The 15,959-nt window shown below is 29.0% G+C and carries 17 protein-coding genes, 2 tRNA genes and 1 riboswitch; of the genes, 11 read left to right on the forward strand and 8 right to left on the reverse strand.

Annotated elements, in window-relative coordinates:
- Positions 1–80: 80 nt before the first annotated feature.
- The 6 genes from AABJ49_RS10805 to AABJ49_RS10830 all read left to right on the forward strand — a co-directional run bounded on the left by AABJ49_RS10805 (position 81) and on the right by AABJ49_RS10830 (position 4,044).
- Positions 81–153 (forward strand) — tRNA-Lys (locus tag AABJ49_RS10805).
- 42 nt (positions 154–195) lie between these two features.
- Positions 196–278: transfer RNA gene (locus tag AABJ49_RS10810), tRNA-Leu, on the forward strand.
- A gap of 103 nt (positions 279–381) precedes the next feature.
- A complete protein-coding gene (locus tag AABJ49_RS10815; RefSeq protein ID WP_338378289.1) occupies positions 382–1,281 on the forward strand; it encodes a MerR family transcriptional regulator in 900 nt (299 codons plus the stop codon).
- 3 nt (positions 1,282–1,284) lie between these two features.
- Entirely contained in the window at positions 1,285–2,745 is a 1,461-nt protein-coding gene (crtI, locus tag AABJ49_RS10820; protein ID WP_338378290.1) for a phytoene desaturase family protein, read from the forward strand.
- Between the two features lie 2 nt (positions 2,746–2,747).
- Positions 2,748–3,587 (forward strand): phytoene/squalene synthase family protein, encoded by an 840-nt coding sequence (locus tag AABJ49_RS10825; protein WP_338378291.1) that lies wholly within the window; start codon positions 2,748–2,750, stop codon positions 3,585–3,587.
- Between the two features lie 13 nt (positions 3,588–3,600).
- Entirely contained in the window at positions 3,601–4,044 is a 444-nt protein-coding gene (locus AABJ49_RS10830; RefSeq protein WP_338378292.1) for a sterol desaturase family protein, read from the forward strand.
- 125 nt (positions 4,045–4,169) lie between these two features.
- Here AABJ49_RS10830 and AABJ49_RS10835 read toward each other — a convergent pair whose 3' ends face one another.
- Genes AABJ49_RS10835 through AABJ49_RS10850 form a run of 4 tightly spaced genes read right to left on the reverse strand, consistent with a single transcriptional unit; the run spans position 4,170 to position 6,164 of the window.
- Positions 4,170–4,703, reverse strand: a complete 534-nt coding sequence (locus AABJ49_RS10835; RefSeq protein WP_338378293.1) for a DUF4252 domain-containing protein — start codon at positions 4,701–4,703, stop codon at positions 4,170–4,172.
- 1 nt (position 4,704) lies between these two features.
- Complete coding sequence (locus AABJ49_RS10840; RefSeq protein ID WP_338378294.1) at positions 4,705–5,226, reverse strand: DUF4252 domain-containing protein; 522 nt, start codon at positions 5,224–5,226, stop codon at positions 4,705–4,707.
- Between the two features lie 11 nt (positions 5,227–5,237).
- Complete coding sequence (locus tag AABJ49_RS10845) at positions 5,238–5,678, reverse strand: hypothetical protein (protein WP_338378295.1); 441 nt, start codon at positions 5,676–5,678, stop codon at positions 5,238–5,240.
- 3 nt (positions 5,679–5,681) lie between these two features.
- A complete protein-coding gene (locus AABJ49_RS10850; RefSeq protein ID WP_338378296.1) occupies positions 5,682–6,164 on the reverse strand; it encodes a sigma-70 family RNA polymerase sigma factor in 483 nt (160 codons plus the stop codon).
- A 132-nt stretch (positions 6,165–6,296) separates the two neighbouring features.
- Here AABJ49_RS10850 and AABJ49_RS10855 point away from each other — a divergent pair, with 132 nt between their 5' ends.
- Positions 6,297–7,733, forward strand: a complete 1,437-nt coding sequence (locus tag AABJ49_RS10855; protein WP_338378297.1) for a S41 family peptidase — start codon at positions 6,297–6,299, stop codon at positions 7,731–7,733.
- A gap of 30 nt (positions 7,734–7,763) precedes the next feature.
- Here AABJ49_RS10855 and AABJ49_RS10860 read toward each other — a convergent pair whose 3' ends face one another.
- Positions 7,764–9,707 carry a TonB-dependent receptor gene (locus AABJ49_RS10860; protein ID WP_338378298.1) on the reverse strand — a complete coding sequence of 648 codons (1,944 nt, stop codon included), beginning with the start codon at positions 9,705–9,707 and terminating at the stop codon, positions 7,764–7,766.
- Between the two features lie 74 nt (positions 9,708–9,781).
- Positions 9,782–10,038: riboswitch (cobalamin riboswitch) on the reverse strand.
- A 123-nt stretch (positions 10,039–10,161) separates the two neighbouring features.
- Positions 10,162–10,779 carry a hypothetical protein gene (locus tag AABJ49_RS10865; protein WP_338378299.1) on the reverse strand — a complete coding sequence of 206 codons (618 nt, stop codon included), beginning with the start codon at positions 10,777–10,779 and terminating at the stop codon, positions 10,162–10,164.
- A 135-nt stretch (positions 10,780–10,914) separates the two neighbouring features.
- On the opposite strand from AABJ49_RS10865, the gene AABJ49_RS10870 reads away from it, so the two are divergent.
- From AABJ49_RS10870 to AABJ49_RS10885, 4 genes are all read left to right on the forward strand, one after another.
- Positions 10,915–12,051: an ABC transporter substrate-binding protein gene (locus tag AABJ49_RS10870; protein ID WP_338378300.1), complete on the forward strand. Its 1,137-nt coding sequence runs from the start codon at positions 10,915–10,917 to the stop codon at positions 12,049–12,051.
- A gap of 58 nt (positions 12,052–12,109) precedes the next feature.
- Entirely contained in the window at positions 12,110–13,138 is a 1,029-nt protein-coding gene (locus AABJ49_RS10875; RefSeq protein WP_338378301.1) for an iron ABC transporter permease, read from the forward strand.
- A gap of 37 nt (positions 13,139–13,175) precedes the next feature.
- A complete protein-coding gene (locus AABJ49_RS10880; RefSeq protein ID WP_338378302.1) occupies positions 13,176–13,955 on the forward strand; it encodes an ABC transporter ATP-binding protein in 780 nt (259 codons plus the stop codon).
- A 66-nt stretch (positions 13,956–14,021) separates the two neighbouring features.
- Positions 14,022–14,792 carry a dienelactone hydrolase family protein gene (locus AABJ49_RS10885; RefSeq protein WP_338378303.1) on the forward strand — a complete coding sequence of 257 codons (771 nt, stop codon included), beginning with the start codon at positions 14,022–14,024 and terminating at the stop codon, positions 14,790–14,792.
- A gap of 75 nt (positions 14,793–14,867) precedes the next feature.
- Here the strand turns inward: AABJ49_RS10885 and AABJ49_RS10890 are convergent, their stop codons facing one another.
- Both AABJ49_RS10890 and AABJ49_RS10895 read right to left on the reverse strand, forming a co-directional pair.
- Positions 14,868–15,320: a tRNA (cytidine(34)-2'-O)-methyltransferase gene (locus AABJ49_RS10890; protein WP_338378304.1), complete on the reverse strand. Its 453-nt coding sequence runs from the start codon at positions 15,318–15,320 to the stop codon at positions 14,868–14,870.
- A 37-nt stretch (positions 15,321–15,357) separates the two neighbouring features.
- Positions 15,358–15,924, reverse strand: a complete 567-nt coding sequence (locus AABJ49_RS10895) for a pseudouridine synthase (protein ID WP_338378305.1) — start codon at positions 15,922–15,924, stop codon at positions 15,358–15,360.
- Positions 15,925–15,959: the final 35 nt, after the last annotated feature.

Consider the following 15,959-nt stretch of genomic DNA (forward strand, 5'->3'; position numbering starts at 1 on the left):
TAGAGCACATCACTTTTAATGATGGGGTCCTGGGTTCGAGCCCCAGCCAGGTCACAAATTTACAACATAATGAATGCATCGACTTGGTAGCTCAGTTGGTAGAGCACATCACTTTTAATGATGGGGTCCTGGGTTCGAGCCCCAGCCAGGTCACTTTAAAAAGTTAAGCATCACGCTTAGCTTTTTTTGTTTTTAGGCCATGTGGAGAAACGGTAGACTCGCCATCTTGAGGGGGTGGTGCTTGTAAAAGCGTGAGGGTTCAAATCCCTCCATGGTCACTTTAAATTTAAAGCTAAACAAAATTTGTTTAGCTTTTTTTATGCATAAAACCTTCATTGTAAAATATTTTTATTACTTTTGTTTAACAAATTTACAAAAAAGATGAACAATGTTAAAAATGTATTTAGTATAAAAGACCTTGAAAATCTTTCTGGCATCAAAGCACATACTATCAGAATATGGGAAAAGAGATATAATATTCTTGAACCTATGCGAACTGACACCAATATAAGATGCTATGACATAAAAAATCTACAAAAGCTATTAAATATAGTATTACTTCATAACTATGGGTATAAAATTTCCAAAATAGCTCAACTAGCACCCGAGGAAATTCCTCTCAAGGTTAAAGAAATTATATCACAAAAAAGCGCAAACGTTCATGCTATTAAGTCATTCAAAATGGCAATGATGAATTTTGATCAAACTTTGTTTTTTAAAACATATAACGAGCTTCTTACAGACAAATCGTTTAGAGAAGTATTCTACGAGGTTTTTTTGCCGTTGATGGAAGAAATAGGCTTTTTATGGCAAACTGAAACCATAACTCCTGCTCATGAGCATTTTATTTCTTACTTAATAAAACAAAAATTATTGAGTGAAACTGAAAAAATTCAGAGTAAAGAAGCTACAAAACATGATAAAGTATTCATACTTTATTTACCATTAAATGAAATTCATGAATTAGGATTAATGTACGTCAATTTTGAACTTCTTCATAGTGGTTACAAAACGATTTTTTTAGGTGAAAATTTACCTATTGAAAATTTATTGGACTTAAAGGGTTATTATGATAAAATAACATTTGTTAGCTATTTAACTGTTGAACCTCCTGTTGATGAATTAGAAAATTACATCGACAAAGTAAACGCTGAAATACTATCTGATAATATACATGATTTAATCTTATTAGGAAGAATGACGCTAGAAATAGATGAAAATAAATTACCCGAAAAAATAAAAATTCACAAAAGTATATTTGATTTTATTAGTAATCTTTAACACATGAATAAAAAAATATCTATAATTGGCTCTGGTTTTTCAGCATTAGCTGCTTCTTGTTATTTGGCAAAAAGTGGAAATGAAGTTATTATTTATGAAAAAAATAAGGCAATTGGTGGAAGAGCAAGACAACTAAAAAAAGAAGGATTCACTTTTGATATTGGTCCAACTTGGTATTGGATGCCAGATGTTTTTGAACGTTTTTTTAACGACTTCAATAAAAAACCTTCTGATTATTATGAACTGATAAAACTAAGTCCAGCTTATCAAGTTTATTTTGACAAGCTTAATTTTGTAACTATTGCAGACAATTTAGAAGATATTATTACTACATTTGATTCTATTGAAAAAGGTAGCGGAAATGTTCTTAGACAATTTATGAATGAAGCACAAAGTAATTATAACATTGCAATTAAGGACTTAGTTTATCGTCCTGGTGAATCAGTTATGGAATTAATTACTTTAGAGACTGCCAAAAAAGTAAATCAGTTTTTTAGTAATATTTCAAAAGATGTTCGAAAACGTTTTAAAAATAAAAAGTTAATTCAAATCTTGGAGTTTCCTGTATTGTTTTTGGGTGCAAAACCAAGCGACACTCCATCTTTTTATAGCTTTATGAATTTTGCTGACTTTGGATTAGGAACATGGCATCCAAAAAACGGAATGTATTCTGTAATTTTAGCTATGGAATCTTTAGCAAAAGAGTTAGGTGTAAAAATTGAAACAAATTCAAACGTAGAAAAGATTCTTGTTGAAAATGGAAAAGCAATTGGAATTCAAGTAAACGGAAATATAATTACTAGTGATATTGTTTTAAGTGGTGCAGATTATCATCATTCTGAAACTTTATTAGAAGAAAAATATAGACAATATTCTGAAAAATACTGGGATAAGAAAACATTTGCTCCTTCTTCTCTCCTATTTTACGTAGGCTTTGACAAGAAAATAAATAATGTAGAACACCACTCTTTATTCTTCGATGTTGATTTTGATATTCATGCTTCTGATATTTATGATAACCCAAAATGGCCAGATGAACCTTTATTTTATGCAAGTTTTCCATCTAAAACAGATGAAAATGCAGCTCCTATAGGAAAAGAAGCTGGAATTTTTTTAATTCCAATAGCTCCTGGTTTAAATGACTCTTTACCATTTAGAGAATTATATTTTGAAAAAATAATTACTAGATTTGAGAAATTGACCAATCAAAAAGTTAGAGAAAGTATAATCTTTAAAGAAAGTTTTTGCGTAAATGACTTTATCAAAGATTACAATTCATACAAAGGAAATGCTTATGGAATGGCTAATACTCTACTTCAGACAGCATTTTTAAGACCAAAATTAAAGAGTAAAAAAGTTAAAAATTTATATTTTACAGGGCAATTAACAGTTCCTGGACCTGGAGTTCCTCCATCTTTAATTTCAGGAAAATTAGTGTCCGATTTAATAAAAAAATATCAATAATCATGAAATCACTATTTGACAAAGTTTCTAATGATTGTAGTGTAAAAGTCACTAAAACTTATAGTACATCATTTTCAAGTGCTGTAAAGATGCTTGCACCTTGTATAAGACAAGATATATATAACATTTATGGTTTTGTTCGATTTGCCGATGAAATTGTTGATTCATTTCATGATTTTGACAAAGAGTTTCTTTTTAATAAATTTGAACAAGATTTAGTTGATGCTCTTAAACATAAAATAAGTTTAAACCCAATTTTAAATTCATTTCAACACACAGTAAACAAACACAATATTCCACAAGAAATGATTGATGCTTTTATGAAGAGTATGCGTTTGGATTTAAGCAAAAGTGAATATACTACAACCGAAGAATATCAAGAATACATTTATGGATCTGCTGATGTTGTTGGTTTAATGTGTTTAAAAGTTTTTGTAAAAGGAAACGAAGAAAAATATAATGAATTAAAGGATTCTGCTATGCGATTGGGTTCAGCATTTCAAAAAGTAAATTTTTTAAGAGATTTAAAAGCCGATTTTGAAGATTTAAGTCGAACTTACTTTCCAAATACAGATTTAAATCATTTAGACGAAAAATCTAAACAAGAAATTATTTCAGATATTGAAAGTGATTTTGAAGCTGCTTTTAAAGGTATAAAAAACTTACCTTTGGAAGCCAAATTTGGAGTTTATACAGCTTATCGCTATTATAAAAAACTATTGAAAAAGCTACAAAAAACTCCTTCATTAGAAATTAAAAACACTCGAATTAGAGTTTCAGATTATCAAAAAATGCAACTTTTAGCTAGATGTTACGTTAAATATAGATTGAATATTATTTAAAAATTATTAAAAAATGTTTTTACAAATAATTGTTTTCATACTCACATTTTGCATCATGGAATTTATGGCATGGTTTACACATAAATACGTAATGCATGGTTTTTTATGGAGCTTACACGCTGATCATCACAAAAAAGATCATGATTCATGGTTTGAAAGAAATGATGCATTCTTTATTTTTTATGCTATTGTAAGTATTACTTGTTTTTATACTTGGAGTATAGGTTCATTTGATTTAGGTTTGGCAATAGGTTTAGGCATTCTAGCTTATGGCATTGCTTATTTCTTAGTTCATGACATATTTATTCATCAACGCTTTAAGTTGTTTAGAAATGCTAATAACAGATATGCAAAAGCTGTAAGAAGAGCTCACAAAATGCATCACAAACATATTGGAAAAGAAAAAGGAGAATGCTTTGGAATGTTAGTCGTTCCGTGGAAGTATTTTAAAAATTAATAGTCAATTATAAAGCCACTGATTCACTGATTTTAATTTAATAAGCTCTTTATTAATCTGTGAATCAGTGGCAAAAAAAACTCCAAATATAATTCAATTTGGAGGTTTTAAATTTACAAGTACATCTATTTCATTATTTCTTGTAAAGGTTTGAGTTGTTCCAAATTTATATCTGATTTTTGCATCAAACTAATGATGTTCATAATATTCATGGGATTCATATCTTTTCCTAAGATTCTAACAACCGCAAAACCATTTTCCTTTCTGTTTGCAAATAAGACAAACTCATTAATATGTTCGTCGTCACCAACTACATAAATTGAAGCCCCATCATTTCCTGAACCAAATTTCATTAATTCACTGTAAGAAATGGTGTCTTTTAAAATTGTTTTTACTTTTTTAACCTCAACATCATAGTTGCTTTCATTAGCTTTATCGTTTCTAAAAGCCAATATATTCATTTTTTCAAATGATTTTAAAGTTTCCTTATCAGCTTCAGTCAATGCCATTTTCTCTGTGTTTATAATATCAGAACCCAAATCTATTGCAATGAAATCTTTAGATTCGGCATTTTCTACAAAATACTTTTGCAATGAAGGTTTGTTTTTACAACTTACAAGGGTAACTACTGAAAATAAAATTATAATTAATTTTTTCATACTATTTTTTTGAAGCTTTTTTCAACTCGTCTTTTCCAGGTAAATTCATTCTTTCGGTAAGAGAAGATAACTCATCTAAATCAAATTCTCCAGTTAAAGATAATAAAACAGAAGGTGTATCTTTTGAACTACTTTCCATAAACATTAACAACTCTTTTACAATCGTACTATTACCAGCAGATTTAATATAAATCTTAATGTTTTTTCCGTCACTATTAGCTCTCATCAATTCTTCTAAAGGATGTGATTTTAAATAAGACGTTACAGAAGTCTCAAATTCATTGGCAATTTTTGAACTTGTTGTAGTTAAAACTTTCAAATTATCTAACTTTTTAAGCAAGTTAAGATATTGTTGCATGTCTTTATCTTTTGGATCAACTTTAACTTTGCTCATCATTTCGAACATTTTTTTACTAACATTCATTGAGCTTACACCTTCTTTACCTTCAAATTTTTCAAAAGCTGACTGAGCAAATAAAAATGATGGTAAAACGACTAATACTAATAGAATTATTTTTTTCATGATTTTATTAATTATTTAAAAATTATTTTTCTTGTTTTTTCGTATTCTTCTAAATAAGATACATTTTCCATGCCATTATCAATATTGATAGATACCATTTGTAACGCTTTATGCGTTTCAATAAAAGCTTCTTCTGGAGTTTCAAACGTATCTATATTTTCTTGATTGGTTGTATTGTTTTGCAAATACATAAATGTAAGCATTGTTACAAATACAAGACTCGCAGCAACAGCAAACCACTTTATATAATTATTTTTCTTTTTTGGAATCATTCGTGTTTTACTCATTTCTTGTTTATTCATTTTATAATATCCAAAGAGCATTTTGTAATCTGTTAAATGAGAAGGCACATTATCATTTGAAAAAAAGTTTTTCAAAATGTTCTCTTCTTCTAATGATGTGGTTCCTTCTAAATATTTTTCTAGTAATTCTTCTATTTTTTGCAGTTCCATAATTTATAATTGACTAAATTTTTCTCTTATTGTTTTTCTTGCTCTTGATAAAGCTACTCTAATAGCTGTTTCATTCATATCTACTATTTTGGCTATTTCTGCAAATTCATATTCTTCAATTTCTCGCAACTGAACAATTAAACGTTGCTGTTCAGGCAAATTGTTTATAATTTTCTCAACAGTATTTAAATCATCCTTTGCTATAACTTGCTTTTCTAAAGAATAATTATCACTATAATTATTATGAACCAAAGAGATATTACCGCTTCTTTTAGCTTTTAATTGATCTAAACAATAGTTTTTAATCATTTTCATTGCCATTGCTTCTACACTTTTCAATGAAGCTGTATCAATTTTCCATAATTTTAACAAAACCTCTTGAGTTGCATCTTCAGCTTCTTCCCTACTAACCAATATTCTTTTAGCTAAACGAAAAAGTTTATCTTTAAAAGGTTGAATTAGAGCAATAAACTCTTGTTGATTCATGTTGGTTAGTTTATAGAGTTAAGACGAATATAACATAAAATTGTTACAATAGTTTTTATAAAATTAATTTTAAATACGAAATAAATAATTTTGAAGTTATATATTTATACTTTATTTTTAAAAAAAATTGAAATGAGAAAATTATATGTATCCTTACTAGTAATAGTAGGACTTTCTTTTGTACTAAAAAGTTGTAGTGATGATTATGATGATGTTTTACACTATAGAAGTACCAATGAATTTATTTGGGAAGGATTAAATCAATACTATTATTGGCAAAAAGATTCACCAGATCTAAATGACGCTAGGTTTGCTACAGATGAAGCTTTTCAAAGTTTTTTAAATAATTATTCACCTGAAAGCTTATTTCAACATCTAAGATATGAGCCTGGCAATATTGATAAATACAGCGTGCTTTTTAGTGATTATAATGTTTTAGAAGGTGTTTTATCAGGGACGACAAAAAACAATGGTGTTGAGTATGGATTGAAATATAAATCAGGAAGCACAACAGAAATCTTTGGTTATGTCCGCTATATTTTACCTAATTCTGATGCATCTACAAAAAACATACAAAGAGGCGATATTTTCTATGCTGTTAATGGAACTCCTTTAACGGTTTCAAATTATATTCAATTACTTGCTAACGAAACTTATACTTTAAATTTAGCTGATTATAATAATGGAAACATTACTCCTAACGGAAATTCTGTTTCACTAACAAAAACTGTTTATTCTGAAAATCCAGTTTTAATAAAAAACATTCACATTGTTGGAACTAAAAAAGTTGGGTATTTAATGTATAATGGCTTTTATTCTAATTATGAAAATGAACTAAATAATGCTTTTGCTTATTTTCAAGCAGAAGGAATTACACATTTGGTTTTAGATTTAAGATACAATGGTGGTGGTTCTGTAAATGTTGCAACAAGATTAGGCAGTATGATTACAGGTCAATTCAATGGGCAAGTGTTTGCAAAACAGCTGTGGAATGACAAACGTTTAGCTTACTACAATTCTGTTAATCCTGATGCTTTAATTAATAAATTTACCAATACGCTTTCAAACGGAAATAGTATTAATAGTTTAAATTTAAATAAACTATACGTAATTACAACAAAGTCAACGGCATCAGCAAGTGAATTAATTATTAACAGTTTAAACCCTTATATTGAAGTAAAAACAATAGGTGATGTAACTACGGGGAAAAACGTTGGTTCAGTTACATTATACGATTCTCCTACTTTTGGAAAACAAAATGTAAATCCAAACCACAAATATGCTATGCAACCTATTGTTCTTAAAATTGCAAATAAAAACAATGGTAGCTCATATTCTAATGGTTTTGTACCAAATGTTCCTAATCCTGAAGATATAGGAAATCTTGGAATTCTGGGAGATGCTAATGAGCCATTGCTAAATGTAGCCTTAAATTACATAAATATAAATGGAAAATTTAGTAACAATTCAAACGCTAAAGTATTCGAACATTTTAGTGATTCTAAAAATGTAGACGGAATAGAAAAAGGAATGTATATAGAAAACCCTCCAAATTTAAATAGAGAATAAAAAAAGGCTTCCAACTGGAAGCCTTTTTTATTATAAAGTAATATTTAAACCAATTTTATAATTTCTACCTTTGGTATTAAAACCAATATTTTCTTCAAAACTAGCATTAAAAATATTAGAAACTGCTCCAAAAATACTCAATTGATTTTTAATTAAGTTGTATCGAATGTTTGCATGCACTAATTGGTAACTTTTTAAATTAACATTTTCTGTTAAGTAAGTCAAATTATCAAAATAAGCATCACTTCTTTGATCCACATATTGATAAGTAACATTAAAACCAGTTCTATCATTCACTTGATAATTGAAATTAACATTTGCTTTATGTTTTGGTATCAATCTATTTAAAGCTTCTTCCATTTGAATAAAAGTATAATTTCCTGAAACATTTATTTTTTCATTCCACTTATATTGAACTGAAGTTTCAACGCCTTTAGCATTATTCGTTCCTTCTATAGTAGTGTAATTAGAAAGATAAGTTGTTGGATTTGTGTAAAAACCAATCGAATTTGTTTCATCACGATAAAAAGCAACTGCATTCAAAACCAATTTATTTTCTAAAAAGCTATATTCAAATCCTGCTTCAACAGTTGCATTTTCTTCTGGTTTTAAATCTAAATTTCCATATTCCGAATATAATTGATATAAACTTGGTGTAATGTAAGCTGTACTATACGATGCAATTAACTTTAAAGGAATAGTTTTAAATGTATAATTCGGATTAAAATTGTAAATCCATTGATTTCCATAAATTTCATGATTATTTAAACGAGCACCAGCATTAATGTTTAATCCAAAATTAGAATTATAAACTAAAGTAGCGTATGGATCAATAATAGTGAACTTTGCATTCTCTTTTTGAATATCAGTATATTCATCCATTTGATTCATGTCAAAATATTGAAATTGAGTACCTAAAACCAAGAATAATTGATTTGAGAATCCATATTTATTAACGGCATCAATATTTATATTTCTTGAAGAATAATTATAATCATCAACAGCATCAGTCCAAGAATTGTATAAAAAAACATTTCTATCAATAGAAGTTAAGTTCGAATTTAATTGAAATTCTCCTTTTTTATATTTGTATTTAGATAAAAACCCAAACCTGAATTGCTCGCTAATAGAATTATTTATAGTGTCATCAGCTATTGAATTTTCTCCACCAAACGAATTATCAAAATTGGTTTTAATTTTATCATAGTTTGCAAAAAAGTCAAATGAAAGTCTTTCAGTAGCCTTAACTCCTATTTTTTGCAAAACATTTATCCTTGAGAATGAATCTTCTTCAAAATCTTCACCTTTTGCTTCAGAAATTCCGTTTATTTCAGAACTATTAACAGACGTTATATAATTAAACTTCCCTATTGTTCCATTAACCGAAAATCCTTGATTAGCTTCTTGACCACTATATTTATCAGTTTCCGTAGTGTTTTGAGTACCTAAATTCAAATATGCATTGGCTGAAATATTTTTATCTGAAGATTTTTTCAAAGTAATATTGATAACTCCAGTTGCTGCACCAGTTCCGTATAAAGTACTTGCTGCACCTTTCATAATTTCAATTTTTTCAACTTGTTCGGCTGGTAATAATCGCAAATCATATTCATTTGAAATTCCAGAAGCATCCGTTACAGGAACACCATCAATATAAATTACAACTTGACGATTTCTTCCACCACGGATGTAATAACTCAAATTTTTTCCACCAACGGATTGATTTCCATTAATTTCTAAACCAACCATTTGACTTAAGACATTCGCTAAATTTTGACCTTTTCTATGCTCAAAATCTTTAGCAGTAATCACATCAATAATTTTTCCTGATTTTTCTTTGCTTTGCGCAAATTTGGTATCAGAAACTACCACTTCATTTAAAAGATTAACCTTTACAGAATCTTGTTCTTGAGCATAAATAGTCATAGAACTTGATAACACAGCAAAGAAACCTAGACGAAAATTTTTGTTCATCTTGTTTTTTTTTAGATTTTAAATCTGGAAAGAAAGCATAGAATTACCCATACTCAAACTCTTTTTCCCGAAAGTTTGTACGTTACAAATTAGGCAGGTCTCCTGGCTTGCGTCTTGTTATTCACCTTCCCATTTTGAAGTTAGAAAGTAGACGTTTGAAGTTAGAAATTTTCTAAATTCTGAAATCTAAATTCTAAATTACTAAACAGTGGCAATGTAGATAATAACAAGCTTAATAGCTTACAGTTGCGGGTACAGCTTAGGTTTTAAACCTAATTCCCTTTTAATGCTGTTCAATACTGAACAAGCAACCTTAATTCTGGTGCGAAGATATGGCTATTTTTTTAATTTTTTTTCAAAAAGCTTAACATTCTGAAATAAAAAATGCCCCAAATAGTTAGCCACTTTTTGGGACAATATCGCAATATTTATTGTGTTTTTTTATTTATAAAGATTACATACTAATTTTACAACCATCTGAAGTTGTTAATATAATTTCTCCATTTGAAGTCAAATCAGACGGACATCCACAATTATATTCTGTGCCTGAAACTACTTCTGTCCACTTGCAACAATCTTTAGCAATACAATCAGCCCCATCATAAACACCACCATAAACTCTATTACTATTTAAATTTGACGAATTAAATGTTAATCTATTACCTTTAATTAAACCGTCTTTAATATCTCTTTTAACAAACCTTAAAGTATGTAAATCATGTAAAATCATTATGTCTTTTGACTTATATAACGGTACTAAAATTGAATAACCAATATTATTAATTTTATAATCAATAATAGAAACAGACACATTCTCATTTTCAGAATACCTGATATTTTCTATAATAACTTTACCTTTAATACTAGTTTTACTTTTAGTATTCACATGTTTTAACAAATCTTCTTTTAAAGTTTCTTCATCATTTGATAACTTTTTACCTAACGGACTTTCTAATTTAACAATATTACCAGATTCAGTAATAACTTCATTAGAATTTAAATTTTGCTCTTCTGAACAACTTAATAAAAACGTTAAACTAAAAAAAACTGAAATAACACATAATTTTCTCATAATAAAATGTCTAGTAATCAATAATGTATCAAAAATAAAATAATACTAAAATAAAATAAAATTTATTTGTTAAAATTTTATTATTTAATAATATTTAAAACCAAAATTTTACTTTTGCGTAAAGTATATTTTTTTATGCAACACTTATCTAAAATATTTTTATTAGCATTCATTTTTTTGGGTTTAACCCAATGTAAAAAAACCGAAAACATAGCAAAAGCAACTGTTAATGAAAATGAAATTGTTCATGCTGAAGGATTTTCATTGGTTGAATACGATGATTTTTCTATTTTAAAAGTCAAAAATACTTATCCTGAATCTGATGAAACTTTTACCTATGTCTTGCATAAAGAAAATGTAATTATTCCTGATAGTTTACAAAAATTTACAACCATTCAAATTCCTATTCAAAAGATAATTGTTACTTCAACCACTCATATTCCTTCACTTGAAATGTTAGGTGTTGAAAATACATTAGTGGCATTTCCATCATTAAAATACATTTCTTCAGAAACAACTAGAGAAAGAATTGATCAAGGAAAAGTCAGAGAAATTGGTAAAAATCAAAGTTTAAATACAGAAGTAATTTTAGACATAAATCCAGATGTAATTGTTGGTTTTAGTGTTGATGGCGATATGAAAACCTACAAAAATCTAGAAAAAAACGGACAAAAAGTAATCTTTAATTCAGATTGGACAGAAAAAACTCCTTTAGGAAAAGCAGAATGGATTAAGTTTTTTGGAGCCTTATATGACAAGAAAGAAAAAGCAAATTTAGAATTTGAAACCATAGAAGAAAGCTACAACAAAGCTTTAAAATTAGCACAAAAGGCTGAAACAAAACCGACAATTTTTGCCGGATCCATTTATGAAGATCAATGGTTTTTGCCACAAGGTGATAGTTGGGCTGCTTTATTCTTAAAAGAAGCTAACGGAAATTATCTTTGGGCAGACTCAACAGGAACTGGTAGCATAGCTTTATCATTTGAATCCGTTTTAGACAAAGCTAAAGATGCAGATTTTTGGATTGGACCAGGGCAATTTACTTCAATTGACGAAATTATTAAAAACAACAAAAACTATCAATTTTTCAAAGCTGTTGAAACTAAAAACGTCTATTCATTTAGTACCAAAAAAGGAAAAACAGGTGGTGTAATTTATTATGAATTAGCACCAAACCGACCAGATTTAGTTTTAAAGGACATGATAAAAATTTTACATCCTGAACTTTTACCCAATTATGAACTGTTCTTTTTTGAACAACTCCAATAAAATCAGATTAAAATTCTTTGTACTATCTTTGAGGATTGCTTTATAACTATTTCTAATAATGCCAAACTCCAAAAAACATTACTTATTATTCTTAGCATTACTTATTGCTTTAGTAATTTTGTTTTTTGTAAACATCAGTTTAGGTTCAATTTCAATTCCAAGTGAAGAAATTGCAAAAGGAATTTTCAATCAAAAAATGCGTAAAGAAAGTTGGGAAATAATTCTCTATAATTTTCGTTTACCCAAAGCATTTACTGCCATTTTAGTTGGAATGGCTCTTTCCATTAGTGGTTTATTGATGCAAACTTTATTCAGAAACCCTTTAGCTGGACCTTATGTTTTAGGATTAAGTTCAGGAGCAAGTTTAGGAGTTGCATTTGTTATTTTAGGAACTTCATTTTTACCATCATTTCTTTCTGAACTATTTCTTTCTTCTTACGGAATTGTTATAGCTTCTGGTTTAGGAAGCGCATTGGTTTTAATGGCTGTTTTACTAGTTTCCCAAAAACTAAAAGACACTATGGCAATTCTAATTGTCGGATTAATGTTTGGAAGTTTCACCAGTGCAATTGTTTCAGTCCTAACCTATTTTTCAACAGCTGAACAATTGCAAAAATTCACTTTTTGGTCGATGGGAAGTTTAGCCAATTTGAGTTGGAATGAAGTTAGTTTATTAGGAATTCTAACATCCATTGGGCTAAGCATTAGTTTTTTAGTCATCAAACCTTTAGATGCTTTACTTTTAGGGGAACGTTATGCTAATAGTTTGGGAATAAATTTCAAAAAAACACGAATCCTAATCATAATTGCAACCAGTATTTTAGCAGGAAGTATTACCGCTTTTGTTGGTCCAATTGCTTTTATCGGATTAGCAGTACCACATATGGCAAAATTATTATTTCAAACGAGTAATCATTTGACTTTGTTTTGGAGTACGATTTTATTGGGAGCAATCATTTTACTATTTTGCGATATCATAGCTCAATTACCTGGAAGTGATTTAACTTTGCCTATTAATGCTGTGACATCAATGATTGGTGCTCCTATTGTTATTTGGTTATTGGTCAGAAAACGAAATTTTAGTTGATTTTTTTTGAAACACATAGAAACATAGATTTTATAAATTGAATACAAATGTTCTACATACAAAAAACTTAACCATTGGATATACCAACAAATCCAAAAGCACAACCATTGCCAAAAACCTAAACATTCATTTAACTTCTGGAAAACTAATTGGATTAATTGGAGCCAATGGAATTGGAAAATCAACTCTATTAAAAACAATAACTGGAATCATAAAACCTTTAGAAGGAAATGTTTTTATTAACGATAAATCCATTGAAGATTTCAAATCAGAGGATTTAGCTAAAGAATTGAGTATCGTTTTAACCGAACAATTGCCACCAAGTAATTTATCGATTTATGAAATTGTAGCGTTGGGAAGACAACCTTATACCAATTGGCTTGGAACTCTTTCTAAAGAAGACAAATTAAAAATTGATGAAGCTATTAGGTTAACAGAAATAGATGCTTTTCAACACAAAAAACACTTTGAAGTTAGTGACGGTCAATTGCAAAAAACCTTAATTGCTAGAGCTTTAGCCCAAGACACAGATTTGATTATTTTAGACGAACCAACTACGCATTTAGATTTGGTTCACAAGGTTACTTTATTAAAATTACTGCAAAAACTAACACATGAAACTGGTAAAACAATTCTTTATTCCACACATGATATTGATTTAGCCATTCAATTATGTGATGAAATAATTGTAATTACTGAAGAAAAAATTTATCAAAACCAACCTTGCAAATTGATAGAACAAGGAATTTTTAATGAAATATTTAAAAATGAAAACATCCAGTTCGATGCTTCTCACGGAAAATTTAATATTAAATAAAACTTACCTTTTGTTTAACTAAAATTAAATAAAGAATTTGTATTTTAGTAAAAAAAAAATCAAAACATGTCAATCAAACAAATAAGTGCAATAGTTCTACTATTTTCAACTATTTATACACAGGCTCAATTGAAATCAGTTTCATATTCTGACGGAAATCAAAAGTTAGAAGGCTTTTTGGCCACTCCAACAAAACCAAACGCTAAAAAAGCTGGTGTAGTTGTTCTCCATGCTTGGATGGGAATTAGCGAACACGAAAAAGAAAGTGCCGAAAAATTAGCTGAATTAGGATATTATTCTTTTGTAGCCGATGTTTACGGACAAGGAAACAAACCACAAAACACTGATGAAGCAGGAAAATTAGCAGGATATTTTAAAACGGATTTTGCTAGTTATCAAAAACGAATTCAATTAGCCATTGACCAATTAGTAAAAGCTGGTGCAAATGCAGATGAAATTGCGGTTATTGGGTATTGTTTCGGAGGAACTGGTGCTATAGAAGCTGCTCGTGGTGGTTTGAAAGTTAAAGGTGTTGTCTCTTTTCACGGTGGTTTAGGTAAAGATGGTAATAGAATTGCAACTCCAATTTCAGCAAAAGTTTTAGCGCTTCATGGTGCTGATGATCCATATGTTCCTGCTAAAGAAGTTAGTGCTTTTGAAGACGAAATGAGAACTGCTAAAGCAGATTGGCAGTTAAATATGTATGCAAATGCTGTTCACGCTTTTACACATAAAGATGCTGGAACAGACAATAGTAAAGGTGCAGCTTACAACGAAAAAGCAGATAAAAGAAGTTGGGAAGCCATGAAAATTTTCTTTGAAGAACTTTTTAAATAATTTTTATAAACCATTAAGAAATTAATCAAATTCAGTTAAACTTAATGTAACTTAATTTCTTAATGGTTAAATATTTTATTTTAAAGCAATCTGCCTTTTGGCTTCACCAATTAAAAAAGTTACAGAATTAGCTAAATTATAACTTCGAACGTATTTAGAAATCGGAATTTTTAAATGATTTTCAAATTGAGCTAAAACTTCTTTACTCAATCCAACGCTTTCTTTTCCGAAAACCAACCAATCTCCATCTTGAAATCCTTGTTCCAAATACGATTTTTCAGCATGAGAACTCATTAAAAAAACACGTGATAAATCAGGAATTTGAGCTTTCCATTCTGCAACGGATTGGTATTCTTTCCAATCTAAATGCACCCAATAATCCAAACCCGAACGTTTCAAATTCTTATCCGTAATTTCGAAACCAAACGGATGAATTAAATGCAAACGACTTTCTGTTCCAACACATAATCGTCCTATGTTTCCTGTGTTGTTTGGTATTTCTGGTTCTATTAAAACTATGTTTAGCATTCTTTAATTTTGTGGTTATTTGTTTATAGTTTGTTGTTTAAATATCAAATTCATCTACTTCTAATACTTCACCTGCTTGCAATCCTTCTAAAGTTGTATTTCCAATTCGAATTCTGATTAATCTTAACGTTGGAAATCCAACAGCAGCTGTCATTTTTCGTACTTGACGAAACTTTCCTTCTGTTAAAGTTACCGAAACCCAACTTGTTGGTCCATGTCTTTCATCTCTAATTCTTCTTCCAGGTCCAATATAATTTGGTAATTCATGAAGTAAATGAGCTTTACAATTTCGGGTTAAATATTTGGAACCGTTAATGCCAATTTCAACTCCATTTGTCATTTGATTAACAGCTTCTTGCGTAATAATTCCATCAACTTGAGCGTAATATTCTTTTTCTACTTTTTTACTTCTAACTTGCTCACTAACTTTTCCATCAGTTGTTAAAAACAATAAACCTTCAGAATCTTCATCCAATCTTCCAACAGCCATTGTACCTTCAGGAAAATCAAACAATTCACCTAATAAACGCTTTTTTCGCTTTTGTTCATAAATGAATTGGCTTAGATAACTATGAGGTTTATGTAATAAAAAATGACGATGCATTATGAAATAAATTTTGGCAAAAATACATTATTAAT

The sequence above is a fragment of the uncultured Flavobacterium sp. genome, from assembly GCF_963922255.1.
In the GTDB taxonomy this organism is placed as follows: Bacteria; Bacteroidota; Bacteroidia; order Flavobacteriales; family Flavobacteriaceae; genus Flavobacterium.

What these genes read in the sequence shown, in the direction of transcription:
- AABJ49_RS10815 (WP_338378289.1), top strand. Translation starts at nt 382, where the DNA reads ATGAACAATGTTAAAAATGTATTTAGTATAAAAGACCTTGAAAATCTT.
- crtI (WP_338378290.1), top strand. Translation starts at nt 1,285, where the DNA reads ATGAATAAAAAAATATCTATAATTGGCTCTGGTTTTTCAGCATTAGCT.
- AABJ49_RS10825 (WP_338378291.1), top strand. Translation starts at nt 2,748, where the DNA reads ATGAAATCACTATTTGACAAAGTTTCTAATGATTGTAGTGTAAAAGTC.
- AABJ49_RS10830 (WP_338378292.1), top strand. Translation starts at nt 3,601, where the DNA reads ATGTTTTTACAAATAATTGTTTTCATACTCACATTTTGCATCATGGAA.
- AABJ49_RS10835 (WP_338378293.1), bottom strand. Translation starts at nt 4,703, where the DNA reads ATGAAAAAATTAATTATAATTTTATTTTCAGTAGTTACCCTTGTAAGT.
- AABJ49_RS10840 (WP_338378294.1), bottom strand. Translation starts at nt 5,226, where the DNA reads ATGAAAAAAATAATTCTATTAGTATTAGTCGTTTTACCATCATTTTTA.
- AABJ49_RS10845 (WP_338378295.1), bottom strand. Translation starts at nt 5,678, where the DNA reads ATGGAACTGCAAAAAATAGAAGAATTACTAGAAAAATATTTAGAAGGA.
- AABJ49_RS10850 (WP_338378296.1), bottom strand. Translation starts at nt 6,164, where the DNA reads ATGAATCAACAAGAGTTTATTGCTCTAATTCAACCTTTTAAAGATAAA.
- AABJ49_RS10855 (WP_338378297.1), top strand. Translation starts at nt 6,297, where the DNA reads ATGAGAAAATTATATGTATCCTTACTAGTAATAGTAGGACTTTCTTTT.
- AABJ49_RS10860 (WP_338378298.1), bottom strand. Translation starts at nt 9,707, where the DNA reads ATGAACAAAAATTTTCGTCTAGGTTTCTTTGCTGTGTTATCAAGTTCT.
- AABJ49_RS10865 (WP_338378299.1), bottom strand. Translation starts at nt 10,779, where the DNA reads ATGAGAAAATTATGTGTTATTTCAGTTTTTTTTAGTTTAACGTTTTTA.
- AABJ49_RS10870 (WP_338378300.1), top strand. Translation starts at nt 10,915, where the DNA reads ATGCAACACTTATCTAAAATATTTTTATTAGCATTCATTTTTTTGGGT.
- AABJ49_RS10875 (WP_338378301.1), top strand. Translation starts at nt 12,110, where the DNA reads ATGCCAAACTCCAAAAAACATTACTTATTATTCTTAGCATTACTTATT.
- AABJ49_RS10885 (WP_338378303.1), top strand. Translation starts at nt 14,022, where the DNA reads ATGTCAATCAAACAAATAAGTGCAATAGTTCTACTATTTTCAACTATT.
- AABJ49_RS10890 (WP_338378304.1), bottom strand. Translation starts at nt 15,320, where the DNA reads ATGCTAAACATAGTTTTAATAGAACCAGAAATACCAAACAACACAGGA.
- AABJ49_RS10895 (WP_338378305.1), bottom strand. Translation starts at nt 15,924, where the DNA reads ATGCATCGTCATTTTTTATTACATAAACCTCATAGTTATCTAAGCCAA.